Origin of the sequence: Pedobacter ghigonis (assembly GCF_903166585.1) — a bacterium.
Lineage (GTDB): Bacteria > Bacteroidota > Bacteroidia > Sphingobacteriales > Sphingobacteriaceae > Pedobacter > Pedobacter ghigonis.
The window spans coordinates 18,847-43,543 of the sequence record NZ_CAESCM010000018.1; the positions used below are offsets into that span (position 1 = coordinate 18,847).

Here is a 24,697-nt window from a genome sequence, read left to right on the forward strand (position 1 = left end):
GACTTGATATGGCTCTCAGTGCAAATTCATTAATTCATTATACTTCAAAAATCGACAATGTTCTTAGCATAATCAGATCGAGGGGATTCCGGTTTAGTTATTGCTCCGAAAAAATAAATACACGTGGCTCAAAGAATTTCAGTGGAGCGATTGCAATGGTTTCATTTTGTGATATTCCTCTATCGGATTATAAAAAGCATTTTTACAATAAAAAAAACACTGACGATCTAGGCTATTATGGTGATTATGGAATCGGACTTTCAAAAAAATGGGCTAACAGAAAAGGTCTCAATTCAGTGTTTTACATTGAATATAATTCCTATGTTAGCACTTCCATTCGTAAACAATTTGAAGTATTTATGTTGGGTGATAAAAGAGTGAGCCATATCGATACTCAACAGGTATTTTTATATACCAAGAACTACGAAGGGGAACTCTATCGTGATTCTAAATTAAAAAGACGTGATTACCGTTTCTATGACGAAAGAGAGTGGCGGCTAGTTCCCGATTCAACTACATTAGGTGGGAATCCAACGGTACTAGATGACCGAGTTTATAATGCTGATAAAGTCATGTATAACACCCTTATCTCTCATAATCTGCTCAAGTTTGAAATTTCGGATATCTCTTATATTATAGTAAAGAATGAGGCCGAGGTTCGGTTGGTATATCAAACTCTACATGATGTTTTTGATAAGGATTTGATTGATCTTACCACAATCCGGGTACTTACTTCAGATCAAATTACCAGTGATTTTTAACTATAATAAGCTTTATCACTTTGGAACATGGTTGACTTGAATGATCTAGATCGTGGGATAGGTTAAATCATTCAATACTCGTTATCTGTTGTTAAATTTGTGCTTTTTTGCTTGATATCTCCAGAATTATAACAATATCGGATATGAACGTCTACTCATCAACGAGTTGTTAAACCCCAGCCACGCTTAAGGATACTGAAAGTTAGTGCTGTCCAATTAAGTCTCTTCTAAAGGACGGAATTCTCCATTTGAATAAAATTCGGGGCTGGCTTATACAGCCCAAGGTTGGGCTGCGTTGGTGAAAAAAAGACCGGATTACGTTCGGAAGTACCAATGTAGTTTTGCTTATCTCATCACTTTTGCTATCTAATACCGTTACCATGATAAGCCAAAAGAAAATTCAGCATAAAAGACTGCGGGTTCGGCCAGGTTCTGCTCGCTATTACCAACATCTCCGATCGAACCTTCGTAGCGTGATCACATCCATCACAATCCCTGAAAATCAAGATAACGAGGATACTGCTTTTAATCACAAACAAAATTAACAGTTACAAAATAGAGTTATCTATAGGAATACTTTAACCACTCGGGTGTTTTGCAAGATGTACTTTTGTATACACAAAAGAATCTTGCGCCCTTGAGGTCGGGCATTTTTCTCGGAACTCGAAAATGCTGAAGACAGTTAAAACGCAAGATCATGCCTAGAAAAAAAGTTAAGAATCCAGAGCAGCTGCTGACCCATCCCATCATCATCAGGGTAAATGAAAATACCTTTAAGCGGCTTGAAAGAATCCAGATGCAGAGCAACTGCCAGTCCATAGGGGAAGTTGCCAGAAATATACTTTCAAAAGAAAAAATCCTGATGCTTACAAGGGATGTAACGATGAATGTTCCCATGGAAGAACTGACTTCGATAAGAAAGGAACTTAAAGCAATAGGCGTTAATATTAATCAACAGACCAGGCATTTTCATACTTCAGACAGTGAAGCTCAGCGTTCATTCTACTTCATGCGTACCAGTGACCTGTATAAAAATGTTGGTGAGAAAGTTGACCACTTATTGGAAATTATAACGCAGATGTCGCTAAAATGGTTGCGCGGATTTTAACCGGAAAAAGTATCAGGGGTCTTATCAATTACAATGAATCAAAGGTCGCTGAGGGAATGGCAGAGCTGATTTTTGCCAATCGCTTCGGGCTCGACATTGAACAGTTGGAGCTTCGCCATAAGGTTGCAAGGTTTGAGCATCTGACCAGGTTAAATAGTAGGATTAAAACCAACGCGATGCACATCATGCTGAATTTTGAACCTTCTGAGAAAATTACTGTAGAAAAACTTCAGTCAATTGCTGCGGATTATATGGAAAGGATCGGGTTTGGGGAACAACCCTTCTTGGTCTACAAGCATCAGGATGCCAATCATCCACATGTTCACGTTGTCACCACGAATGTAAAATCCGATGCTACAAGAATGGATATTCATAATATCGGCAAAAGCTTATCTGAGCAGTCGTCGTCTGCTCTTTAATAGTTCTTGAACCCTTTGAAATAAATCCTCTGAAATAAGGGGTTCGTGGATTCCCTTGATAAACTGTAATTCTTCATCTTTTGTTGCTGATAGCCTAACGATTCCGCAATAAATGGGGTTGTGCACTATACGCCAGAAATTGTTTCTCCCACAGTTGAAACCATCTAGAATCGCCATTTTTTTGACCTGTGCAATCGTATATGAACCAGATGCCAATTGTTGGAATGACCATTTGATAAAATCAGCCTGCGGTTGATTTGGTACAATTAGTTTCTTCCCTTCAGGCGAGGTTGTATTGGTATACCCTATTGGAGCTTTCCCAGGCCATCTTCCCATCTTTTTTGCCCTTCGCATGCCGTCTGAGGTGTTTTTTCCACGTCTGCTGTTTTCCGCTTCTGGAATTGATAAATAAACCGCCAGCATTACTATGCTTTCCGGGATATCAAAATCAATAGGCTGATCTATTGCCATTGGTTCAATGTTCAAACCCTTAAGTATTCCTATCATTTGATAGGCAAATTGGATGTTCCTGCTAAAGCGATCCCACTTAAGGAAAATAATTTTGCCGGAAGGTTTGTTTCTGTTTTTCTTGATTGTTATAATAAGCTTTTTCCATGCGGGGCGATTAAAGTCCTTGGCAGAATAATCCTCTCGGAAAATAGCGGTTACATGTAAATTGTTGATTTCACAATATTGTAGAAGTCGCTCTTCTTGTTCAATAAGAGAGTATCCTTGGCGCATCTGCTCATCTGTACTCACCCTGACATAGACATAGGTTGGTTTCATAATTGTTATTTTAAATCACTTGTTAAAATAGCCATTCTAGCGTTTATGTGTAAAACAAGGATTCATTCTGAGATGAACACAGTTCTTCAACAATCTTTCCCTTTGTCTTTGCCTTCTATTTCCCCCATGATCTACGGTTTTGATTCGTAACCTTTGCTTTTTTAATCGTTTTTGCTTTCATATCTGCTTTGAAAACTTGTCAGAGAAATGGTTTTCGATCAGATCTGTATATTGTTCAGAGGGAAAGGAACTTAGATAGGAATCATCCCGGTAATCAAATTCTTGGCCAGTTTAGCCCGTAACAGAGGGCACTTTAAGGTTCCCTTTTGGTGAAACATAATGAATTGGCTTGCTTAGAATCCCTTTCGGATCAGTGCCTTCACAAGGTATATAGTATTATTTTAACGATTTGGCAACAGCTTTGTTACTTTTTATTCTCTCATCTTTTTAGATTAATGCGGATTTTAGCGCCAATATATTTAGGTTGTTAAATTTGAAGGATGTGAAAATTAAGCAGGTGCCAAATTGCTCTATAATCGGAGTTGTTTTGTTATATCTGATCATCTCTTTGGGCAACATCTTTTTTTTATCCAACCTGTCCCTTTTAGAATCCGCACGAGGAATAAAATCAGCAGCCCAGTACAATGGCAGCTTTTCTCCGCTAGCAAAGGATTCAAAAATTACCAGACAGTTTAAGTGTATCCTTGATGAACGGAAGAAAACCGTGCTTCCCGTTCTGGAAGCTGTTATCATCGGGATCATTTTGTTTTTAGGGCTTTCGCTTTTAGCCTCCAACTTTAACAGGTATTTTCTTGAAATCAGATACAGGATTGCCGGATCAGTCCCAATTTATATTTCCAACCAGGTCTTTCGGATCTGAGATTTATCTCGAACTTTCTTTTATTGACAGGTACTTCATATGATGAGGTGACGACGGCCGGTTAATCACCGTGTTTCCTGTCCTATACGTCCGTCAAATTTTTTTCCTTAAATTTTAATTTAAAGACATGATCCGTATTAAACAGATTTTCTGTTTGTTCCTACTTTTATATATGGGGCTGGAAAGCCATGCCCAAACCTCTCCAAAACCCATCGGGATCGTCGATCTGATCGATCACGTGACCGCTTTTTCGCCCTCACTGGCCGCTGATTCAGCAGCAGTGGACATACGTGCTGCTCAGTTAAGAGAGACCGCGGCGAATGCCCTTCCAAACCTGAAGCTTAACTATCAGGCGGATCTGGGCTCAAACAATAATGTTGCAGGGCCTTATATGGCTTTTGGTATCGTTCCTTCCAATTCCAGGGGCGTTAGAACCGAAAGCACTACCAAGGCTGCACTTACTAATCTAGGCATCGTTTCCCTTGATTGGGAGGTGTATAATTTTGGTGCCTACAAGGCCCAGAATGCAGTATCCAAATCAGAACTTGTCGCTGAGCGTTCCAGGTTTGCCCAGCGGCGCTACCAGACCAGGGCCATTGCCATTGATGATTACCTGAGCCTTTTGAAGCTTCAGGATATGTTATCTATCCAGCAGCAGAATATCAGGCGCAACGAGCAGATCGGCCGGTCAATACTGTCCCTTGCCAGAAGTGGTGTGCGCCCGGGAGTAGATACCAGCATCGCCGGTGCCGAACTCTCCAAATCAAGGCTGAACTATATCGAAATGGACAATACCTATAAACAGGTCCAGCTCGATATTGCAGCAATCAGCGGGCTGAATCCGGAAAGTATTGTTGCCGATAGTACGATCCTCGACCGGCTAAAATCGCTTGAGATAAACCTATCTGTAAACCTGACCGACAGTTCAAGCCATCCGCTGCTTGATTTTTACAAAAGCAATTACCTCAGCAGCGTTGAGAAAGAAAACCTGGTCAAAAAAGCCTACAACCCAAAGGTAAGCCTGCAAGCTGCGGCCTGGTCAAGGGGATCAAGCATTGATGCCAATGACAATTTCAACAGCCTCTCGAATGGCCTGGAATGGCAACGGGAAAATTACCTCGTGGGCGTAGGGATCAGCTATAACCTATTTGATCTCCGCAGGCGTCAGTTGAAGCTTAGGACCCAGAAGGCGAGCAGCAACTTTTACTTAAAGGAACTGGAGCAGGAGAAACTAATGTTATCAAATGCCGCCCTTCAAGCGGGCCTTGAAATCAGTACTGCGCATAAAAGACTTGATGAAATACCAAACCAGTTAAAAGCAGCTGCCGCAGGATACCGCCAAAAGCTCTCCCTTTATAAAAACGGACTGACCGATATCATTGAGCTCAATGCAGCCCTGACCATTCTCTACCGCGCAGAAACTGATTTTGTTAACGCAAAGTACCTGTACGTCCGGGCTCTTTTTCAAAAGGCTATTGCCACCAATCAAGTAGATTCCCTGTTAAACGCATTAAAATAATAAAGATATGTCAATGGTTACCTCGGCCCTGAAAAAGCCGATTACAACAGTGGTGATCACCGCGAGTTTACTGCTTTTTGCAGTGCTCAGTGCGCTGAAGATCCCAATAGATATTTTTCCCCAGCTTAATTCTCCAACTATATATGTTATCGAATCCTACGGGGGCATGTCCCCCCAGCAGATGGAGGGTTTTTTCTCTACCCGTCTGCAGGATCAGTTCCTTTATGTTAACGGTGTAAAGAATATTACGGCCAAGAACATTCAGGGTTTGACGATGCTCAAGCTGAGTTTTTACGAAAGCACCAATATGGCTGAGGCCTCTGCCCAGGTTGCCCTCCAGGTTAACCGGGCCATGAAGTTCTTCCCGCCCGGTGCATTGCCCCCTCAAGTGGTCCGCTTTGATGCTTCTTCACTGCCTGTGGGCCAACTTGTGCTTTCAGCCAAATCGAGGAGCCTCAAAGAAATCTATGATATGGCGGCACCGCGTATCAGGCCGATGTTTTCTTCCGTAGCAGGACTTTCTGCGCCACCGCCGTTCGGTGCCAATTCCCGCTCGATTACCATCAGTGTAGATCCGAGTAAGCTCAGGAGCTATAATCTGACCCCGGACGAGGTGGTAGGGGCTTTATCCAAGTTCAATGTAATGTCGCCTTCAGGAAACCTAAGGTTGGACAATACCATGATGGTGACCTCCATGAACTCTCTGGTAAAGACAGTAGATGAATTCAACAACATTCCCATAGCCACAAAAAACGGCGTTTCGATATTGGTGAGGGATGTGGCAAGGGTTGCAGATGCTGCAGATGTTACGGTAGACTATGCGCTGATCAACGGAAAACGGTCTGTGTATATTCCGGTAGTAAAAACCGCAGATGCGTCGACCTGGTCGGTGGTGAAATCCCTTAAGGCCAAAATCCCGGAAATGCAGAGCCTTTTGCCGGACGATGTCCACATCTCTTATGAATTTGACCAGTCTGTAGCGGTTATAAACTCGGTAAAAAGCCTGATCACTGAAGGTGGTCTGGGTGCACTATTAACAGGTCTCATGGTATTGTTATTCCTGCGTGACCTGCGAAGCAGTCTCATTGTGGTTATTACCATTCCGGTATCGATTTTAATTGGCGTGCTTCTACTGGGCATGTTTGGTCAAACCATTAATATCATGACCTTGAGCGGTCTGGCACTTGCGATCGGGATCCTGGTCGATCAGGCAACGGTGACAATTGAAAATATCCACCAGCACCTGGAAATGGGCAAGCCCAAACGCGAGGCCATTTATGATGCCTGTGAGGAAATAGCCTTCCCGCTGCTACTCATCCTGCTGTGTATATTGGCCGTTTTCGCGCCATCCTTTATGATGAACGGGATACCAAAGGCAATGTTCCTGCCGCTATCCCTCTCGATTGGCTTTACCATGATTGTTTCCTTCATCGTAGCCCAGACCCTGGTTCCGATTTTATCCAACTGGATGATCAAGGAAGAACGTTACCAACACTATGACCATGGCAAGATCCATGCCCATGCAGGAGAGGCGCTGGATGAAAGGGAAGCAGAACAGGTTGAAAAGCACCTGGAAAACGAAAAGGATGAGCCGGAGAAAAACGATTTCTTTGAACGGGTAAAGGTGAGATTTATGGCGATCATCCAGCGGTGGATGCCGATGAAAAAAGGAATTGTCGGAATTTATCTTTTTGCTGTTATTATCCTTGCCGGACTGGGCTTTGTTTTTATTGGAAAGGATATGATGCCCAAGCTCAATAACGGACAGTTCCAGATCCGTATCAAAGCGCCTGATGGCACCAGGCTGGAGCGCACCGAGGAGAAATTCAAGCAGGTACTCTCCATTATTAATCAGACTGTCGATAACCATGTCGCAGTCAGTTCGGGCTATGTGGGGCTTATCCCGAGCAGTTACGGAACCAGTAACCTGTATATCTTCAATACCGGAACCCATGAAGCCGTGCTGCAGGTGAATTTGGATGAAGATTACAAGGTGAATATGGATGAGCTCAAAGATGCCCTGAGAAAGAATATAGCATATAAACTTCCTGATCTGCGCATCACTTTTGAGCCGATAGACATGACCGAAAAAATCATGAGCCAGGGTGCTGCCACGCCGATCGAGATCAGGGTGGCGGGAAAAGATATGGATCAGATCGAATCCTACTCTAATAAGGTGTTAGCAAAACTTAAAAAAATAGATTACCTCCGTGATATCCAGATTGCTCAGCCCCTGCATATCCCCGTGGTATCCATTACCCTTGACAGGCTCAAGGCGGCGCAGTTCGGACTGAACGTGGTGGATATCGCCAGATCGGTTACCGCAAGCACCTCTTCCAGCCGTTTTACCGAGAAAAACCAGTGGCTCGATGAAAAAACCGCCTATACCTACCAGGTGCAGGTGCAGGTTCCTGAATATGTGATGAATACGATGGATGAACTAAAGGAAATCCCCTTGGTAAAAGGACAGAGTAGCCCGGTACTTGGCGATATTGCAACATTCAATACCAGTTATCATCCTGGAGAATATGACCGCTCAGGACCAAGACGCTTTCTGACTGTTAGTGCGAACATTTACAAAAAGGATCTTGGAACCGCAACGGCCGATGTAGAAAAGGCATTAAAGTCCGCAGGTACACCTCCTAAGGGACTGACTGCGGAAGTGAAAGGTATGTCGAGCCTATTGACCGAGACACTATCTTCACTCCAGGGTGGGCTTGCCTTTGCGATATTGGTGATATTCCTGCTGCTTGCAGCCAATTATCAGTCTTTCAAGCTTTCGCTGACGGTGCTTTCAACCGTTCCCGCAGTAATCCTGGGCTCGCTGACCGCATTGTTGCTTACAGGTTCGACGCTAAACCTGCAGAGCTATATGGGGATGATCATGTCCACTGGTGTATCAGTGGCCAATGCGATATTGATCGTGACCAACGCTGAAAAACTCAGGCTGGAGTACAAGGATTCTACCCGGGCGGCAGTGGTGAGTGCCGGGATCCGTTTAAGACCGATCCTGATGACCAGTTTTGCGATGATCGCGGGGATGATTCCAATGGCCTCAGGGCTGGGCGAATCCGGTGAACAGACTGCGCCACTCGGCAGGGCCGTTATTGGGGGGCTATTCTTTTCTACCCTTGCAGCGCTCTTCATCCTTCCTCAGGTTTTCGCCTGCGTACAGAAAAAAAGCAGCTTAAAAGAACCCAATCTAATGCCTAGAAAAACAAGAATTTAAAAAGATAAACAACATGAAAACCAGATTCATTCCAATCATAATTTTGATCAGTACCCTGGCCGCCTGTGGCGGAAACCAGAAGCCTGTGGACATCAGCCCCGCAAAAAATGGCAAGGAAGCCAAATATGAAACCGCCAAGGTCGAAGAGCAGGCCCTTTCCAGTTATACCCGTATTCCGGGAATGCTCAAGCCTTTCAATCAGGTAAACATTTTTCCGAAAGCCAACGGGTTTGTGAAGGCCATATTGGTCGACTTGGGTTCTAAGGTTACCAAGGGCCAGCTATTGATGACACTGGAAGCACCAGAACTTGAATCGCAGTTACAGTCAGCAAATTCCCGCTACCTGCAGGCACGTGAGACTGCATCAGCGAGCAGTGAGAAATACAGACGGTTAAAAGAGGCTGCAAAGGAGGAAGGTTCGGTATCTCCATTAGAACTTGACAATGCGCTTTCCAGGATGAGAGGGGATAAGGCCATTGCCGAGGCCGAACGGTCAAATGTTTCTTCTGTACGCACCATGCAGGATTACTTAAAAGTATATGCGCCTTTTGATGGGGTGATCGTAGACAGAAATGTTTCCCCAGGAGCACTGGTGTCAACAGGGAAATCTTCAGATCTGCCCATGCTGGTATTGCAGGACCTGACCCACATGAGGCTTGAAGTATCCATTCCCGAAGATTATGTAGACAAGGTAGACCTGAGCCAGATGGTCAAGTTCCGCTTCAATGCACTGCCGGGAGAACAGCGCCAGGCAAAGATCAGCCGGTCTGCCAACTCACTTGGCAATATGCGCCAGGAAGTTGTGGAGGTTGATGTGGCCAATAAAGATAACCGGTTAAAGGCCGGCATGTATGCCGAGGTTGAAATCCCACTTAAATCCGGTGCCACGTCGCTTCTTGTGCCAAATTCGGCTATTGTCCGGTCTACAGAGCGGAAATATGTGGTGGAGGTGGAAAACGGTAAAGCCCTGCTCGTTGACATCAAGGAAGGGATGAAAGGGACGGACATGACCGAGATTTTCGGTGCAATCAAAGCAGGGGCAGAGATTGTCTCGCCTGCGAACGATGAGATTAAAAGCGGTCAAGCGCTTTAATACTTTGGCAGGCGGAGCGCAATCCGCCTGCCAAATCTTTTTATTAGTCAGATAAGAAAAAGGAAAAACAGCCAAGGTGTATGTCAATTCACCCAAATGGATGTCTAGGCCGTTCTTTTTCTAATCTTTCCCTTCCGGCATCTTGGGTATCAATGTTTGATAATTGCGTTAAGTTTTGTCATTAGTTGGTTTAAGCGCTTAGTGAGGTAACTTGTTTTTCAACACTCCATACAAATACGTTCCAAAGAGCGCGCCAAGGATGACCACCACCATGCCGGCATATCCGTTTCCCAGGTTGACAAACATGGGCCCGGGGCATGATCCTGTGAGTGCCCAGCCCAGGCCGAAAATCGTCCCCCCGATCAGGTATTTGCGGTATGCTTTATCCTTATCGTGAAAAACGATCGGGTTTCCACCAATATCCCTGGCCTTGAATTTCTTAATCAGGTATACCGAGATAACGCCTAGGAGGACCGCGGTACCGATGATTCCATACATGTGGAAAGACTGGAAACGGAACATTTCCTGTATCCTGTACCAGGAAACTGCTTCAGATTTAGTCATAATGATGCCGAAAAGTGTGCCGGCAAGAATAAATTTAATGAATTTCATTTTTTATGGATTTAGAAGATGATTGGCATAAGCAGGAAGGTCATGACAAGGCCTCCTATAAAAAAACCGATTACGGCAACTAATGATGGTATCTGTAAATTGGAAAGCCCTGATATGGCGTGGCCTGAGGTACAGCCACCTGCATAGCGGGAGCCAAAGCCTACTAGTAGTCCTCCAGAAAGCAGGATGGCCAGCGTTTTGAAATCTTTCATAGCCTCAAGGGAGAACAGGCCGGATGGGTTCAGGCCACCATCAAAGCTGACGCCGAGTTGTTGGAGGTCTGCTATCGTGGCTGCAGAAAGCTGCAGTGGGGTCGGCTCGCTCAGGTAATTGGTAGCGATGAAGCCGCCCAGGACAGAGCCAGCAAGGAACATCAGGTTCCAGATCTGGCCTTTCCAGTTGAAATCGAAGAATTTTACTTTCTTTCCCGCTCCAGCCATGCTGCACATGGTGCGTAGGTTGGACGAAAAGCCAAAAGACTTGCCAAAAAAAAGTAAGAGGAGCATGATGAGTACGATCATTGTACCCGAAAAATACCAGGGCCAGGGTTGTTTAATGAAATCAATCATAATGTCTTAAATGAGATGTGAATAAGGGTGTTTTTGTTCTTGTTAAACTCGTTTTTGAAATGGTAGCTGTCGAAGTCATACGGACCTTTTGAAAAGAAACAGCTCAGCATCTGAGATAATTTATTCATTTTTTTTATTCTGATCTAATTGATTTTATCTTTTTTAAAACTGCAGAACAGAAAATCCTGACTGCTCTGCATTGGGGTAAGGTGTTCATGCTGTCTGGATTCTATTTTGGTAAATCCGTTTTTGAATACCTCCTGCAGCCCGTTCTCATCATATCTGGATACAGGCAGGCCACTGCACTTTTCAGGACCGGCGGGCGAAAAGGTAGCCATGACCAGGTAGTCACCAGTAAAGCGTTCTGCCATGGTTACGTAGCGTTCAATTTCTCCTGGCGAATCAAGGAAGTGAAAAGTGGCGCGGTCATGCCAGACTGCATAAGTTCTTTGCGGCTTAAATTCCATAATGTCTGCAACTATCCAATGAATTTGACCAGCCAAATCTCCAAGCCTTTGCTTTGCTTTTTGCAATGCCCGGGCAGATATATCAACTACGGTAATATCAATGAAGCCTTCCTGAAGCAGAAAATCTATAAGCAGACTGTCTCCTCCTCCAATATCGATTATCGGAGCGGATTTGTCCAGATTGAAGCCCTTTATCATTTCCATTGAAACTATCGGATAGCTTTGCGTCCAGCTGACCTGGTCAGGACTTTTTTCAAGGTAGACCTTTTCCCAGTGCAATTTTTTCTTATTGTCCATCTCCGGATTATTTTAAGGTACTTGGGCATACAAAGGCTGTGATCGGTATATGTCCGTTATCATGGATGGCCTTAAAACCACCTGCAATGTCGATAAGGTTGTTGTATCCCCGTGAGCGCATAATGGAATTGAAAATTACAGAACGGTAACCGCCGGCACAGTGGACAAAGTAGATCTTGTTTTTATCGATGCTGCCAAAGTTTTCATTGATATAATCCAGGGGAAGATTTGCTGCACCCTCAACGTGTTCGCTTAAGTATTCATTTGCTTTTCTGACGTCCAGTATACTCACCTCTGCAGCCTTGCTGATTTCTACAAGTTTCTCCGCAGAAACGGACTTTATCTCGTCGGTTTCTTTACCTGCATTTTTCCAAGCGGTAAAGCCACCTTCTAAATAGCCAACGGCACCATCAAATCCTACTCTGGATAATCTGGTGAGAACTTCTTCATTTCTGCCCTCATCATTTACCATTAAAATAGCCTGTTTAATATCAGGGATTAATGTTCCTACCCATGGCGCAAAATTTCCATCTATGCCTATATTGATCGAATTTGGGATAAAGCCCTTTACAAAAACCTGAGGATCTCTGGTATCTAAAATGACCGCACCGGTTTCATTTGCTAGCTGCTCAAAAGCATCTGGATTTAGGGCATGCATGCCTCTTTGCATCACCTTATCCAAACTATCATAGCCATGAATGTTCATCATCACGTTTTTGGGGAAATAAGCAGGAGGCGGCAGCAGGCCATCGGTTACCTCTTTGATGAACTCATCTTTAGACATATCTGCCCGTAAAGCATAATTGTTCTTTTTTTGATTTCCCAAAAGATCTGTTGTTTCTTTGCTCATGTTCTTTCCGCAAGCACTCCCTGCTCCGTGAGCAGGGTAAATGATAATGTCATCGCTCAAAGGCATGATTTTATTTCGCAGAGAATCAAATAGATATCCTGCAAGCATTTCGCTTGTGAGCTCGCTAACAAGTTTTTGTGCCAGATCGGGCCTGCCGACATCGCCTATAAAAAGTGTATCTCCAGAGAAAAGCGCAGTTTCTTTTCCCTCCTCATCGCTCAGCAAGAAACAGGTGCTTTCCATGGTGTGCCCTGGGGTGTGCAGTACTTTGATCTTTGCCCCGCCAAGCTGTAAAACTTCTCCATCTTTTGCAGCGTAAAAATCAAAATCAGGCTTTGCATTTGGCCCGTAGACAATCTTTGCACCACTTTCTTTGGCAAGGTCCAGGTGCCCGGATACAAAGTCTGCATGGAAATGTGTTTCGAGCACATATTTGATTTTTGCGCCGCTCTTTTCGGCACGCTGAAGGTATGGTCTTACCTCACGGAGTGGATCTACTATAGCGGCCTCTCCGTTACTTTCGATGTAATAGGCACCCTGTGCCAGACATCCGGTATAAATCTGTTCTATAATCATGATGATCAAATTAATATTTCAAAATTAGCGCTTTACGGTTTTGTTATCGGTGACTTTTGTCACACAGCTTAGTTTTTTGTTTTGGATTTTTTATTTGAGCACTACTTCTTTGAGGATGATGTAACAACCCATTATGAGTACAAACCATCCAAAGCCTTTCTTCAGCTTTCCCCCATCTATTTTTTGATTGATCATTCCGCCCACAATAATACCGGCAATGGCTACTGTGGTAATTTTGGCCAAAAAAAACCAATCGATGGGGAAATGTCCGAGATCGCCGGTAAATCCAATAAGTGAGTTGAGTGCTATAATGAAAAGTGATGTTCCAACGGCCTCCTTCATGGATAAGCCTACTAGAATAACTAAGGTAGGAATGAGCAGAAAACCACCGCCAGCACCTAAAAATCCAGTTGCCAGGCCGATGATAACACCATAAAACAATAGTTTTGCGAGCTTAAGCTTTGGCCTTTCTCTTTCCGCAGAAGTTTCATCCTTTGCGCCCTTGATCATTGCAACAGCGGCTGCCACCATAAGGACTGCAAAGAGCACCATCATCAGCATGTTCTCACTTAGCTCAAAATTTCCGATTTTCAAGATAGTCTTGGGGATGAGTGGTATAATTAGCTTTCGGGTTAAAAAAACAGTTGAGATTGATGCGCTGCCGAACAGTAACGCTGTTTTGATATTGACAAGGCCTCGTTTAAAATTTCCAACTGTACCGGCCAAACTGGTAGAACCGACAATAAACAATGAGTAGGAGGTTGCTAGTAGCGGGTTAACACCGAAAAGGTAAACCAATACGGGCATCGTTAATATAGATCCACCACCGCCGATCAGACCAAGGGAGATGCCGATCAGGGCAGCGGCAACATAGGCAAGGATTTCCATTTTTTGTTATTTTTTTAACAAAATTCGGATTCTCATGTGCTGATGTCGGTGACTTTTGTCACACTGCATGATTTTTTAAAAGAATACGCAGTGTGACTGCAGGTATGCAGGTTGAGCAGTGAATAAAGGTTTTTTAAGATAGATATGCAATGTAATTCCGGTGCATTTTGATTGCCCCAGCCTGCTCCATTTTTTTGAGCAGCCTGGAAATAACCTCCCTTGAGGTATTCAAATCCGAGGCAATCTCGCTATGGGTGAGCTGTAGCTCTTTTGTATTTAGATCGGCGGATTGTTTTTTTAGGTAAAAGGCCAGCCGTTCATCCATCGCCTTGAAGGCAATATTATCGATTACAAATAGCAGTTCCTCAAAGCGCATGCGATAGGTTTCGATTACGAAGTAATACCAGGTTCGGTAGTCGCGCATTAGTGTATCCATCAAGGTAATTGGAATCATGAGAACCCTGGTCTGTTCGATCGCTTTGGCCATTACCTGGCTCGTTTCCTGTTTAGTTGCGCAGATCATCGAAAGCGCACAGGCATTTCCCGGCTGAAGGTAGTACATAAAGAATTCCTGTCCATCTTCTCCCTCCCTGTAGAGTTTCACCATGCCCTCTACAATAAGCACCGTGGAGCGCATGTTCTGCCCGGTCTGCATCAGCATGTCTCCCGCCTGAAAATCCCTGAGCATGGCATTCTCGATAAGGATTGCCCTTAACGCAGGCTCAAACTGGGGAAAAAGCCTTTCGATGTATTCCGCGATGATCATATCTTTTATTTTAACTGTTGGGTTTTAAATATAGTTATACTAATGTCTCGCACCAAAATTTTTAAGCACTGACCGAGGTGCATTTCTTTTCTTCTCCAGAAATGGACGCTTCGCAAAACAGGTTTATTAAAGATGTGGAAAGATCTTTGTATATAATTTAAAGTCGTTGAGAATCAAATATGCTTACAGATTGATCGAGCACATTATTTCAACAGTTTGTTTCAGGTGGATCACAAAGAATAATGTTTGTTTAAGGTCATATGACAATTTTTAGATACTGTTAACATTTTGCAGTATCGACTAAAACTGACTCGTGCTGGATTTACTTATTAGTCATCCAAAATATTAATCATCCACTTTTTAAGTAATACTTTTCTAGATTTTCTTTTAGCTCTGATTTTTTTCTTTTTGTCAACGACTTTCGGAATTAATGCTTCTTTTTCTTTTCTCAATTTTAGCAATCTACCAAGCTCATCGTACTCTGTCATTTTAGTGTCTAGTTCTGCGATTCGCTTTAAATCGGCAATGAATTTATTGCTTATCCGAACTGTTGCCGACCCCGAGTTTTAAAAGCAGTTCTGAAAAGAGCTGCTTTTTTTGTTTTCAGGGTATTTTCTGCTATCTGCAGCAATCTTTGTGGAGGAGAGTTTAAGGATCAAGCGGAAAAGTTGGGGGGTATTGAATAATTTCTTTCTTTTGTATCTTATAACAATTACCCATTCCCTGGATCAAGGATATAAAAGGTATTTCGATCGGATAGTCTTAAATTGCTGTAAGCCCGGCTCCCAGCTTTTTCTGATATCAGCTTCCGATATACCTGCAATGATTTGTTTTCTTAATTGATCGGTGCCAATACGTAGATCAAAAGCAGAGACTCCGTTACTTCTTTCGCGATTAAAAAAATTGGCTTTGTCAGGATAGGCATTGTATAGTTCAATTAGTAAGGATAAATCAATTTGGCGGCTATTGCGGAGCTTGTTAATATTATAATTGCGAAGATCTAAACCATAACAAAGGGTATCTTTATGATTTGGCCGCTCACTCATCCCCGGAATACTTACCGGTTTGTACGAAAATGAATATATGCCTTTCAGTGCGGGCGCTCCCAATATAGTGAAGGGCATTCGGGTTCCGCGACCTTCGTTTATAGCGGTTCCCTCAAACATACATAAGCTCGGAAAAAGCATCACAGCCTGTTGTGTATTTAAATTTGGTGATGGATTTACAGGTAATACATAAGGCATGTCATGATTATAATTGACAACCTTTATTACCTTAATTTTGCAGGGCTTCTTAAGGTAGCCTTCGCCATTAAGGTAGCCGGCAAATTCGCCAATGGTCATGCCGTGGGTCATGGGGGTATAATGTATGCCGATGGCGGATTTAAATCTATCTTCTGTCATTACCGGACCATCAACAACATATCCGTTAGGATTTGGTCTGTCAAGAATCAGCAATTCTTTATTGTTCTCCGCACAGGCCTGCATCACGTGTTCAAGGGTGTTGATATTGGTGTAGTAGCGGCATCCAACATCCTGGATATCAAACACCATCAGGTCGATACCCTGCAGTTGTTCTTTGGTTGGTTTTTCATTTCTGCCATATAAAGAAACAATTGGAATACCGGTTTTAGGATCTTTTTCATCGCCTACCACAGCTCCATTACTGGCATTACCCCTAAAACCATGCTCCGGACCAAACACTTTTACAATTTTGATTCCCAGGCTTAATAAACTGTCTACACTACTGCTTTTGCCGATTATTGAACTCTGATTGGCAACCAAACCAATTCGTTTCCCTTTTAGATAGGACAGATATTGCTGCGTTTGATCCGCACCGGTAATAATACCTGGTTTAGCGAATGTGTGTTGGTTTGGTGCCGCCAGTAGGGTATACCTGAGGCTATTGATCGCCAGAAGTGATAGAAACAATAAAGCAATAAATCTGATCATGCTAAAAAGGGTTAATTTTCTGCAGTATTATTGGGCTATGGTATAGTACCTGATCCCGGTTTGCCTGCTACATTCATCTGTAGTTCATTCTTTTCTCAAAATGCAATTGAATTTTGAAAACCTACAGGCCTCATATTAAAGTTAAATAAATATTATTGATAAGGTAAAATATCAATCGATAGGCATAAAAGAAAAGCATGAGTTCTTTTATCAACTAATCGCGACACTAAATAATCAAGAGGCACCTGCTAAAGTTCAGCAAACGGCAAAGGCTTAAAGCTCCTTTAACAGGTGCCTGCGCTGGCGGCTAACCGGGATGGACATTTTGTTGTCCATAATGAGATAACCGCCATCTGCTTTTTTGAAGGAATCGATATGATTACTATTGATGAGCCAGGATTGATGAACGCGTAGAAAACCATAAGGATCAAGGATCTGTTCATATTCGGAAATGGATCTTGAAACAACAACCGGACGGCTTTCTCCCTTTAGATAAAAACTGGTGTAGCTGTTATCGGCCGAACAGCAGACGATATCCTCGATGAGGACGTAACGGATTTCATGCTGATCGGCAAGGGCGATGCGTTTCTGTGTATGCAGCCGCTGGTTTTGGTAGGACTGCAACAGCATGACAATTTGCTCAGACTGCGAGTGCTTAAGCTGGCCTACTTTATGCACTGCCGAAATCAGCTCTTCGGGTTTTACCGGCTTTAGCAGATAATCTGTAGCAGAAAACTTAATGGCCTGAATGCCATATTCATCATGGGCGGTAACGAAGATGATGTGTGCCCGGTTTTCGGGCAATTGTTTCAAGAGGTCAAAGCCCGATTCTTGCTGCATTTTGATATCCAGAAAGAGGATGTCCACCTGGTGGAGCTTTAAGAAATCGTGAGCATTAGCTACTGTATTGGCACTCCCTGCAATGGTGAGGTGTGGGCAATACAGGGACAGATGTCCCGAGAGCGATGCTACGGCACCAGATTCATCATCTACAATATAGCAGCTAAGCTTATTCATTACAGCCAGTTTTGAAATGTAAAAGTAGTTATTGTTCCTGTTCCAGCCTGATATTTTACCTCCATCTGAATGGGCAGGGATTCGAGTTTTTCGTTGTAAACAGCAATGCGTTTTCTAATCAGCGATAATCCGTGACCTTCAATCGCTGCTGTATGTTCCCAGCTGTTATTTCCATTATCCGAGGCTTCGACAATGAGTGAAGTACCTGAAGAAAAGATCCTGATGGAAATACAGGGAGAACCAGGCTGTTTTCCAAAGGCATGCCGGATACTGTTTTCCAGCACGGGTTGTAAAATCAGTGGGGGAAAATCGATGAGTGGGGCTGAAAGATCAGGGGATACATCAATGGAATACGAAAAAGCTATTCTTTCCTGCTCCAGACGCAGGTAATCTTCTTCCATTTTGATTTCTTCCTGCAGGGAGATAAACTCCTTCTTTCCATTATCCATTACATCACGCATAAAAGCAGCAACATTGCCAATATAGGTACTTGCTTTCCTCGGATTGTTACTATTGATTGTACCCTGAATGGAATTTAGTGAGTTGAATAGAAAATGGGGGTTCAGCTGCCCACTTAAAAGCGCCAGGCGCGCTTCGGTATCTTCAGCTTTGCGTTTTAATGCGGCTAGTTTTCTTTTGCTGCGCCTGTTCCAAAGATAGAAGGCTACACCACCTGTCAGCAGTAAAACCATACTGATCAATGCAACCTTTCCCCAGGGGATTTGAAAAGGGCTTTGTTTTACTTTTACTGTTATTTGATGTACCGTTTCGGGCTGACTTTTATAGCGTAAAAAAATATTCCGTTTAGTTCCTGCAGGGAGATCATTTTCCAGAACAATATATACCGTGTTTTCGGGGCCGATGGACTGGACCGAATGCCAGGAGCCGAGTTTGTTTTCAAAAGCATATTGCAGCTCTTCATTTTTGCCCAATGTACCAAACCTTAAAATACCCAGTGTTCCGTAATCCTTTTCAAAGGTATTCTGTTCCGTTCCTTTGTAAACTTTGGGTACTCCTGATCCATAATTCAGGATGTGCTGAAGATTGGTGCTAAGCGCTTCACCCTCCAGCGGCAGCTGGTAAAAAATAAAATTATTGGCCTTATCTTCCGGTCTGATAACCATAATCGTTTTTATCACCTTTCTGCTTGCTATATTCCTGACCATCAGTTCAAGGGTATCGCCAATAGCTAAGCTGAAATTTCCGGCAAAGAACGTTGGATACCGGCTTTTAGTAACCGAGTCATCAGCAAGGTTTTTACTCCCCAGAAAAACATGGTCTTTATTTTGCTTCAAATCAGCAAGGGGTGTCCAGTCTTTAATAACCGTGTGACGCTGGATTGCAGAAAATTCCAGCTTGTTATAATCTTCCCCTTGAAATTTTCGGTAAAGCTGTGTCCTTTTACCGTTTTTCATCATAAAATTTGGGAGAAAGGTGATTCCGATAAACCGGTTTGAAATCAGCTGTATCGAAGTATTCTCACTGCTCAGGTAGGCGTTTTTGATCTTGCTCAGGTTGGTGTAAAACCGCCTGGGAGTATGTTCTGATCCGGTTAGGATATAACTAAATACTGGTTCGGCACTAAGAGCAAATTCGACACCACAGGTATCGCACACCTTTCCAGCTACTTTCTTTTTAACCTCCACGTTCGAAAAACCGCTCGCCTGATCCTGTTTTCGGGCAGGTTGTTGTTGGGCAAAACCTAATTTAAAGGCGGTGCCCAGGAGCAGGGTAAGGAGGATTCTTTTAAACATTTGGTCTGTTTTGCACTTATTTCTGGATGTGGTTTCGTTTGTAGGTTCTTTGGAGTACGAAAACGCGGTCAAGATCGGAAAAAACGCTAATTTATATTTCAAAAACATATTAAAAAATGTTGGGAATGATTGGTTAATATTGGTTTGTGCTGGTGGCGAGTGGTTTGGGAGGAATAGATAGGGCAGCACTGATGGCTTGCTCCAGTTTGGCTTCCGTGTCTGGTGCTTCGCCAATTTCTACCAGTTTTATCCTGCCGTCTCTACCGATAATGATGGTAGTGGGAAAGGCGTAGAGTTTATAACTATTGGTCATGTTTTCAGGCTTGAAAAACTGGCGATAGCTGATGCCTCTGGCTGAGAGAAAATCCTGTATCTGCGTGGCAGAAGTGTCGACCATGTTGATGCCTATTACTTCAAGCCCCTGTGCTTTGAATTTATTCTTTAGATGCTGGATTTTGGGCATTAAAATCCTACAAGGCATACAGGAAAGGTACCAGAAATCAAATAGTACTACTTTTCCTTTCAAGGCCGGAAGGATGGTCTTTTCGCCTGTGCTTAATTCAGTAGCCGAAAAAGCAGGAGCCAACCTATCGGTACCGATGGTTTCAATGCTGTTTTTTTTAACCTCCATTTCAATTAGCCCTTTCAGAAAAGTTTCAGGATCGAAGCTGCGCTTTTTTCCGGTGTTGATTTTCGCAGTGAAATCATAGATATCAATCGCCACTTTTCCATTTTCCAGTCTTTTAGAGTACATCATCCGTCTTAAAGGGAGCATCGTTTTCTTATCAATCCAATAGCGATTGAAATAGGCGAGGCTCTGGATTTCTGTAGTCCTGTAATCAGGCTTTTTAACAATATCAATGACAAAAAAAGCGCTGTTTTTTGTTTCTAAGCAGAATTTAAGCGCGGCTACATCTTTAGTGAATGTAGGGCGGTTTTGTCCAACGAGATTATAAATACTAAAAGAGGCCAACTCATGGCTGTTCCATTTAATGGTGTAGGATGTTTGGCTGGAGGAAGCAGGGCTTTTTTTGTACAGGGTGTCTCTGCGGATAAGCCAGGCAGAACGCTCACCAAAGCGGATATGCCAGAAAACATCCTTTTCTATTTCTCCCTCCAGCGTGGATTGGGTAACAGTTATGGGGCAGCCTTCGCGGATCATGGTGTCTTGTTTTTCCAGTTTGTAGGAGATATAATCCATAGCTTCAAGCCTGTCGTAGGCTTTTTGAAGAACAGCGAGAGCAGTGGAATCGATAGACTGGGTCCAGCCGCAGGAAGCCGCAAGGACGAGCGAAAATGAAAGTGTAATTCTTTTCATCGTGTTTGTTTTGATCAAAAATGAAAAGGATTTACACGGCTTTATCATCAATAACTGAATCCGGTATGACTTCGTTTGAATTTGGTAAATTTTGGGGGGAGCAGAAACGGATGCTGTGTTTAGAAGGTGTATTGCCCCGCTAACCGGCGTTTCTCAGTTCTCTCTTTCTGATCGAATCTTTTTGATTCTGCAAAAAAAAATAATGGCTGCTGGGAATATGTCTTTTTTTGTTAAGGATCTTGTTGTAAGTAGTTTGAATGGTTTTTGATATTGGCGGCCGGGATTTGGACGAGTAAGTGCATCTAAATTGAGCTTAACAAGCTAGATAAAACTAATGTTTTAATTGTAATTATCAGAATACAATTAGTTAAGCAACATTTTGTTTTTTTGCTTTATAATTTTTTGGGATATTCGATTGTTAATGGCAACTGTAAAATGATTAAAATTTTATGCACATTTCTTTTGTTTTTTTTGATCTGTGGATGCCATAATATCGATAATAGCTTACTTTTAAGTAAGGCTGACATTGGTAAAGAGGAGGAATTGGACACTTTGGAGTCCTATCCCGCAAGGGATTTATACATTGTTCAGGTTGTTCGTCACAGGGGATTTGGTGATTTTTCCTCCAATTATGGTGTATTGACACACAGTAGAGGAAGAACAATGTTGTATGAGATGATAGGGACGGGCAAATATGGTAAAAGGATTTCCAAAGAGTTTATTGCAGAGGTCGAACCCTATGGTAAAACAAACTGGGGCTGGTTTTACGTTAAAAACGGTAAGCTTTCGGATACGCTGCCTGGAATGTCTGAGATCCTTTTGAGGTGGAATCTGAAAAGGGCAAAGGGGAGTTCATTAAAGAAACAAATGGCTATATTAATTTTTATTTAAATGGTAAGACCGTAAAGGAAGCTAATTATGGCGATTATGTTATTAAAGATTCGGTTTTGAATTTCTCTGGCATGAAATACGGTTTGTACAAGCTTTATAAAGGCAGTCTTAAATCAGTGGGGGAAAACGGGAACGATATTTTTAAAAAGAAAGATGGGGTGTTTTTTATCTCACAGCCAGGATATGGGATTATAAATAAATATCGGAAAAGTCAGATCTTGGATGCGGTTGATTCTGCTGTACATCTGGGCGGGGAACTAAAAAAAATATGGATAAAACCAGATAATTGATCTAATCAAAAAAATCAATAGCAATACTCCTTTTCTGAATAAACTGATGACACAGTTTGTTTTACATACCTAGTGTATATGAATTTCATATTTAAGCTATTTAGTTTTAACGGCAATCAGTAGGAGGATAGGATTTGTTAACTATCCTCCTATATGCTAATATTTATTGAATAATTTAGACTTGATGTTCTGACTAGTTTGGATAAACCATGAGGAATAAATAATCGAGCAACACTTGCAGCGCATCCAATAACATCAAACCTCCCCAGATCTCAACACTCAAAATTTTCTTTGATAATTTTCGAGCCTGAATATCAAAATGTATTTACAAATAACACCATTTCGGTATATTGGAACTGATAATGGCGGGGAGCAGTGCGCATAACTCTTTTTAATTTTTTCCAGTTCAGCTTCATCAAAGAGATTGGATGGGAGTAAATAGTAAGCATCTTCTCCATAACGGGGTTTGTGTTTAATCTGATTGGAAAAAATATATTGGTGTAAATCGCTGGTATCTCCCATGCCATAAGTTTCCAACTGATTATTGTGACATGCATAAAAATCAAGGTGTGCCGCAGGAAACCATTTAGTAATGATGAGGGTTTTTATCTTTTTCTTACCGACCTGATTTTCATTTCGATATACTGAATCGATGATTTTACCAGTTTCCCTCCAGCCATAAAGATCGAGGGTGGGGTCTCCTTTGCCAAAGCTTAGGTTGTCCTTGTTTGAGGAAAAGGTTTCCGGATAGCAATTGATTATTAAGCCCCCAAAAGTTATCACAAGAAAGAAGAAGCCGGCCGATATGCTTATCCAAAAACGTGTGCGCGACTTAGACCACTGCTCTAGTTTTAGTGCCGCAAGCGGGATAAGACTGGCGTAAGCAGGGCCCGACCAATGTGGCAGGGTGTCTCTGAAAAGTGAAAGAAGCATCAGCGTTAACATGAGCGGTAAGGCGCAAAACAATAAGATCTGTTTCTCCTGTTCCTGGATGCGACTCTTATTGTAACCTGAACTTAAGACCGCAATCCAAACCAGGACGAAGTTGATTGGGTTGTTGTAAAAAATCTCTCCGCTAATCTCCCTTAAAAACGATAAAACATTAATCCCGGCATGAAAGACGTTTACCCTTGCACTATGATAGCTATAGGTGATAAACCCATGCTGAAAGTTCCAGAGCAATACCGGCAGGAAAAATAAGCAGGCGATTGAGAAGGCGATATAAATGCCCTTGTAGTACATTAACCTTGGATGTTTGAACAGGATTAATAAAGCCATAGCCAGCAAAAGGAACACACTATGCACCTTACATAGTAGGGCTAAACCAACCATCAAACCAAACCAGCACCAAGCTCGAAGGTTTTTTTCTCCGTTAGCTATACTTCTGTTAATTTTTAGCAACAGGAATACCGCCCCTAACCAGAAAACCATTTGAGGGCTATCCGGAAGGATGAAGGTACCAGCGATAATGCTGCAGTAAAATGAGCTGGAATATAACAGTGCTGCATACCAACCTGTACGCTGGTTGTTGACAAACGCACCCAGACGGAAAATTATAAGTGTGCAAACCGATGAAGAAAGGATTGCGCCTAATCTTACTGCTAACTCCTGGCGCAGGTTGAGGTTTAGCGTAGAGGCCCTGATTAACCAGGCCACAAATGGAGGATGATCAAAATAATTCCATTGCAACTTTAGGGCATAAGTCCAGTAGTAAACTTCATCATTGCCCAGGTTGATGGATGTGGCCAATACAATTTTGATAATGGCCATAAAAATAAGAAGCAACCAAACCTTTAGCGGAAACCTGGCCTGCTTCATGGGGTACTCGTTTCAAGTGCTCTTAACCTCTTTAGTCGTTTGATGGCTTTGGCCGGTCGGAAAAGCTTTTGTACATAAACCTGGTTGAAAGCCAGTAGTGCGCCAAATAATCCTATGATTGCACCAAAGAGTACATCAAGCAGGAAGTGTTGCGCGAGGTAAATACGCGAGTAACCAATTGCTGTGGCCAGCACAAGGCAGGGGAGAGAAATCTTTAATTTTTTATGCACAAGCACCAATACTGTTGCCAGCGCAAAGGCCGAAGTTGTATGGCCTGAAGGAAAGGAGTGATGATCGTGAAGGTTGATACCGCTTACGAAATTGATATAATCGAGGTGCATTTGTTCCAGGTACAATCTCGGCCGCGGCTGGTCAAATAATTTTTTAACAGTTTGTGCCAGCAGGCTCGAATAAGCATAGGCAAGCAGTACGGTTATCGCTTTTTTACGTTTTTTCAGTATCAAGAGCACAATACCCAGTAAAATGCACAACAATCCATCACCGAGATTGGTTAACAAACTGAAAAATGCGTCTAAAAACGGACTGTGATAACTGTTCAGCATAAAAAAGCAGTCGGTTTTGCTTAGGGAGTAGCAAACTATGCCCGCCAATAGTAAGATTAGGCTAAGGCCGGTAAAATATAAAGGTAACCGCTTAATCCGCTTGATCATCTGTTGAAGGTTTTAGGCAAAATTACCTTACATAGTTAATCACAACGTTAAGGAAGCGTCATGTTATTGTCATGCGAAATTTATCGAGTAGTTAAAACTCCTTATTCGTAAAATTAAAAAAGTCATCTCCGGGTTAACCCAAAGGATGACTTTTTGATAAAAATAA

General features: G+C 42.7%; 22 protein-coding genes. 8 read left to right on the forward strand and 14 right to left on the reverse strand.

Translation table 11 applies throughout. From position 1 onward, the window contains the following. Nucleotides 1–8: 8 nt before the first annotated feature. From HWV58_RS21080 to HWV58_RS21090, 3 genes are all read left to right on the forward strand, one after another. Nucleotides 9–761, forward strand: coding sequence for an abortive infection system antitoxin AbiGi family protein (locus HWV58_RS21080; RefSeq protein ID WP_175635989.1), 753 nt, complete (start codon nucleotides 9–11; stop codon nucleotides 759–761). A 697-nt stretch (nucleotides 762–1,458) separates the two neighbouring features. Continuing rightward, nucleotides 1,459–1,869: a mobilization protein gene (locus tag HWV58_RS21085; protein ID WP_175635990.1), complete on the forward strand. Its 411-nt coding sequence runs from the start codon at nucleotides 1,459–1,461 to the stop codon at nucleotides 1,867–1,869. Next, complete coding sequence (locus HWV58_RS21090) at nucleotides 1,851–2,288, forward strand: relaxase/mobilization nuclease domain-containing protein (RefSeq protein WP_175635991.1); 438 nt, start codon at nucleotides 1,851–1,853, stop codon at nucleotides 2,286–2,288. Before HWV58_RS21085 ends, HWV58_RS21090 begins: the two co-directional genes overlap by 19 nt. Here the strand turns inward: HWV58_RS21090 and HWV58_RS21095 are convergent. Further along, the gene (locus tag HWV58_RS21095) at nucleotides 2,259–3,074 is read right to left on the reverse strand and encodes a recombinase family protein (RefSeq protein WP_175635992.1); all 816 of its coding nucleotides are present in this window, start codon (nucleotides 3,072–3,074) and stop codon (nucleotides 2,259–2,261) included. The genes HWV58_RS21090 and HWV58_RS21095 overlap by 30 nt on opposite strands. 1,007 nt (nucleotides 3,075–4,081) lie before the next feature. Here HWV58_RS21095 and HWV58_RS21100 point away from each other — a divergent pair. Genes HWV58_RS21100 through HWV58_RS21110 form a run of 3 tightly spaced genes read left to right on the forward strand, consistent with a single transcriptional unit; the run spans nucleotide 4,082 to nucleotide 9,795 of the window. Beyond that, entirely contained in the window at nucleotides 4,082–5,473 is a 1,392-nt protein-coding gene (locus HWV58_RS21100; protein WP_175635993.1) for a TolC family protein, read from the forward strand. Between the two features lie 7 nt (nucleotides 5,474–5,480). Continuing rightward, entirely contained in the window at nucleotides 5,481–8,702 is a 3,222-nt protein-coding gene (locus HWV58_RS21105) for an efflux RND transporter permease subunit (RefSeq protein WP_175635994.1), read from the forward strand. Nucleotides 8,703–8,715: 13 nt separating this feature from the next. Further along, nucleotides 8,716–9,795, forward strand: a complete 1,080-nt coding sequence (locus HWV58_RS21110) for an efflux RND transporter periplasmic adaptor subunit (protein WP_116250541.1) — start codon at nucleotides 8,716–8,718, stop codon at nucleotides 9,793–9,795. Nucleotides 9,796–9,993: 198 nt separating this feature from the next. Here the strand turns inward: HWV58_RS21110 and HWV58_RS21115 are convergent, their stop codons facing one another. The 11 genes from HWV58_RS21115 to HWV58_RS21165 all read right to left on the reverse strand — a co-directional run bounded on the left by HWV58_RS21115 (nucleotide 9,994) and on the right by HWV58_RS21165 (nucleotide 20,861). Further along, complete coding sequence (locus HWV58_RS21115; RefSeq protein WP_175635995.1) at nucleotides 9,994–10,407, reverse strand: DUF6691 family protein; 414 nt, start codon at nucleotides 10,405–10,407, stop codon at nucleotides 9,994–9,996. A gap of 11 nt (nucleotides 10,408–10,418) precedes the next feature. Next, nucleotides 10,419–10,976: a YeeE/YedE family protein gene (locus tag HWV58_RS21120; RefSeq protein ID WP_175635996.1), complete on the reverse strand. Its 558-nt coding sequence runs from the start codon at nucleotides 10,974–10,976 to the stop codon at nucleotides 10,419–10,421. A 143-nt stretch (nucleotides 10,977–11,119) separates the two neighbouring features. Beyond that, nucleotides 11,120–11,740: a class I SAM-dependent methyltransferase gene (locus HWV58_RS21125; protein WP_175635997.1), complete on the reverse strand. Its 621-nt coding sequence runs from the start codon at nucleotides 11,738–11,740 to the stop codon at nucleotides 11,120–11,122. Between the two features lie 7 nt (nucleotides 11,741–11,747). Then, complete coding sequence (locus HWV58_RS21130; RefSeq protein ID WP_175635998.1) at nucleotides 11,748–13,166, reverse strand: MBL fold metallo-hydrolase; 1,419 nt, start codon at nucleotides 13,164–13,166, stop codon at nucleotides 11,748–11,750. A 90-nt stretch (nucleotides 13,167–13,256) separates the two neighbouring features. Then, a complete protein-coding gene (locus HWV58_RS21135; RefSeq protein WP_175635999.1) occupies nucleotides 13,257–14,054 on the reverse strand; it encodes a sulfite exporter TauE/SafE family protein in 798 nt (265 codons plus the stop codon). Nucleotides 14,055–14,187: 133 nt separating this feature from the next. Then, a complete protein-coding gene (locus tag HWV58_RS21140; protein ID WP_217707040.1) occupies nucleotides 14,188–14,820 on the reverse strand; it encodes a Crp/Fnr family transcriptional regulator in 633 nt (210 codons plus the stop codon). Nucleotides 14,821–15,149: 329 nt separating this feature from the next. After that, nucleotides 15,150–15,308, reverse strand: a complete 159-nt coding sequence (locus tag HWV58_RS21145; RefSeq protein ID WP_175636000.1) for a hypothetical protein — start codon at nucleotides 15,306–15,308, stop codon at nucleotides 15,150–15,152. A 240-nt stretch (nucleotides 15,309–15,548) separates the two neighbouring features. Further along, nucleotides 15,549–16,772, reverse strand: a complete 1,224-nt coding sequence (locus HWV58_RS21150) for an exo-beta-N-acetylmuramidase NamZ family protein (protein WP_175636001.1) — start codon at nucleotides 16,770–16,772, stop codon at nucleotides 15,549–15,551. A 273-nt stretch (nucleotides 16,773–17,045) separates the two neighbouring features. After that, a complete protein-coding gene (locus HWV58_RS21155; RefSeq protein WP_217707041.1) occupies nucleotides 17,046–17,789 on the reverse strand; it encodes a LytR/AlgR family response regulator transcription factor in 744 nt (247 codons plus the stop codon). After that, on the reverse strand, nucleotides 17,789–19,543 hold the full coding sequence (locus HWV58_RS21160) for a sensor histidine kinase (protein WP_175636002.1): 1,755 nt from the start codon (nucleotides 19,541–19,543) through the stop codon (nucleotides 17,789–17,791). The genes HWV58_RS21155 and HWV58_RS21160 overlap by 1 nt, the downstream gene beginning before the upstream one ends. 133 nt (nucleotides 19,544–19,676) lie before the next feature. Beyond that, nucleotides 19,677–20,861 carry a TlpA family protein disulfide reductase gene (locus HWV58_RS21165; RefSeq protein WP_175636003.1) on the reverse strand — a complete coding sequence of 395 codons (1,185 nt, stop codon included), beginning with the start codon at nucleotides 20,859–20,861 and terminating at the stop codon, nucleotides 19,677–19,679. A gap of 435 nt (nucleotides 20,862–21,296) precedes the next feature. Between HWV58_RS21165 and HWV58_RS21170 the strand changes: the two genes are divergently transcribed. Both HWV58_RS21170 and HWV58_RS21175 read left to right on the forward strand, forming a co-directional pair. Beyond that, entirely contained in the window at nucleotides 21,297–21,752 is a 456-nt protein-coding gene (locus HWV58_RS21170; protein ID WP_175636004.1) for a hypothetical protein, read from the forward strand. 71 nt (nucleotides 21,753–21,823) lie between these two features. Next, entirely contained in the window at nucleotides 21,824–22,042 is a 219-nt protein-coding gene (locus HWV58_RS21175; protein WP_175636005.1) for a hypothetical protein, read from the forward strand. Between the two features lie 279 nt (nucleotides 22,043–22,321). On the opposite strand, the gene HWV58_RS21180 is transcribed toward HWV58_RS21175, so the two are convergent. Both HWV58_RS21180 and HWV58_RS21185 read right to left on the reverse strand, forming a co-directional pair. Then, the gene (locus HWV58_RS21180; RefSeq protein ID WP_175636006.1) at nucleotides 22,322–23,860 is read right to left on the reverse strand and encodes an ArnT family glycosyltransferase; all 1,539 of its coding nucleotides are present in this window, start codon (nucleotides 23,858–23,860) and stop codon (nucleotides 22,322–22,324) included. Further along, nucleotides 23,857–24,423, reverse strand: a complete 567-nt coding sequence (locus tag HWV58_RS21185; RefSeq protein WP_175636007.1) for a phosphatase PAP2 family protein — start codon at nucleotides 24,421–24,423, stop codon at nucleotides 23,857–23,859. Before HWV58_RS21185 ends, HWV58_RS21180 begins: the two co-directional genes overlap by 4 nt. Between the last annotated feature and the right edge of the window lie 274 nt (nucleotides 24,424–24,697).

Coding starts and splice junctions, on each gene's coding strand:
- HWV58_RS21185 (WP_175636007.1), bottom strand. CDS start 24,423: ATGCTGAACAGTTATCACAGTCCGTTTTTAGACGCATTTTTCAGTTTG.
- HWV58_RS21120 (WP_175635996.1), bottom strand. CDS start 10,976: ATGATTGATTTCATTAAACAACCCTGGCCCTGGTATTTTTCGGGTACA.
- HWV58_RS21145 (WP_175636000.1), bottom strand. CDS start 15,308: ATGACAGAGTACGATGAGCTTGGTAGATTGCTAAAATTGAGAAAAGAA.
- HWV58_RS21150 (WP_175636001.1), bottom strand. CDS start 16,772: ATGATCAGATTTATTGCTTTATTGTTTCTATCACTTCTGGCGATCAAT.
- HWV58_RS21090 (WP_175635991.1), top strand. CDS start 1,851: ATGGTTGCGCGGATTTTAACCGGAAAAAGTATCAGGGGTCTTATCAAT.
- HWV58_RS21110 (WP_116250541.1), top strand. CDS start 8,716: ATGAAAACCAGATTCATTCCAATCATAATTTTGATCAGTACCCTGGCC.
- HWV58_RS21115 (WP_175635995.1), bottom strand. CDS start 10,407: ATGAAATTCATTAAATTTATTCTTGCCGGCACACTTTTCGGCATCATT.
- HWV58_RS21155 (WP_217707041.1), bottom strand. CDS start 17,789: ATGAATAAGCTTAGCTGCTATATTGTAGATGATGAATCTGGTGCCGTA.
- HWV58_RS21180 (WP_175636006.1), bottom strand. CDS start 23,860: ATGAAGCAGGCCAGGTTTCCGCTAAAGGTTTGGTTGCTTCTTATTTTT.
- HWV58_RS21100 (WP_175635993.1), top strand. CDS start 4,082: ATGATCCGTATTAAACAGATTTTCTGTTTGTTCCTACTTTTATATATG.
- HWV58_RS21135 (WP_175635999.1), bottom strand. CDS start 14,054: ATGGAAATCCTTGCCTATGTTGCCGCTGCCCTGATCGGCATCTCCCTT.
- HWV58_RS21085 (WP_175635990.1), top strand. CDS start 1,459: ATGCCTAGAAAAAAAGTTAAGAATCCAGAGCAGCTGCTGACCCATCCC.
- HWV58_RS21125 (WP_175635997.1), bottom strand. CDS start 11,740: ATGGACAATAAGAAAAAATTGCACTGGGAAAAGGTCTACCTTGAAAAA.
- HWV58_RS21175 (WP_175636005.1), top strand. CDS start 21,824: ATGAAATACGGTTTGTACAAGCTTTATAAAGGCAGTCTTAAATCAGTG.
- HWV58_RS21130 (WP_175635998.1), bottom strand. CDS start 13,166: ATGATTATAGAACAGATTTATACCGGATGTCTGGCACAGGGTGCCTAT.
- HWV58_RS21080 (WP_175635989.1), top strand. CDS start 9: ATGGCTCTCAGTGCAAATTCATTAATTCATTATACTTCAAAAATCGAC.
- HWV58_RS21170 (WP_175636004.1), top strand. CDS start 21,297: ATGATTAAAATTTTATGCACATTTCTTTTGTTTTTTTTGATCTGTGGA.
- HWV58_RS21095 (WP_175635992.1), bottom strand. CDS start 3,074: ATGAAACCAACCTATGTCTATGTCAGGGTGAGTACAGATGAGCAGATG.
- HWV58_RS21140 (WP_217707040.1), bottom strand. CDS start 14,820: ATGATCATCGCGGAATACATCGAAAGGCTTTTTCCCCAGTTTGAGCCT.
- HWV58_RS21105 (WP_175635994.1), top strand. CDS start 5,481: ATGTCAATGGTTACCTCGGCCCTGAAAAAGCCGATTACAACAGTGGTG.
- HWV58_RS21165 (WP_175636003.1), bottom strand. CDS start 20,861: ATGAAAAGAATTACACTTTCATTTTCGCTCGTCCTTGCGGCTTCCTGC.
- HWV58_RS21160 (WP_175636002.1), bottom strand. CDS start 19,543: ATGTTTAAAAGAATCCTCCTTACCCTGCTCCTGGGCACCGCCTTTAAA.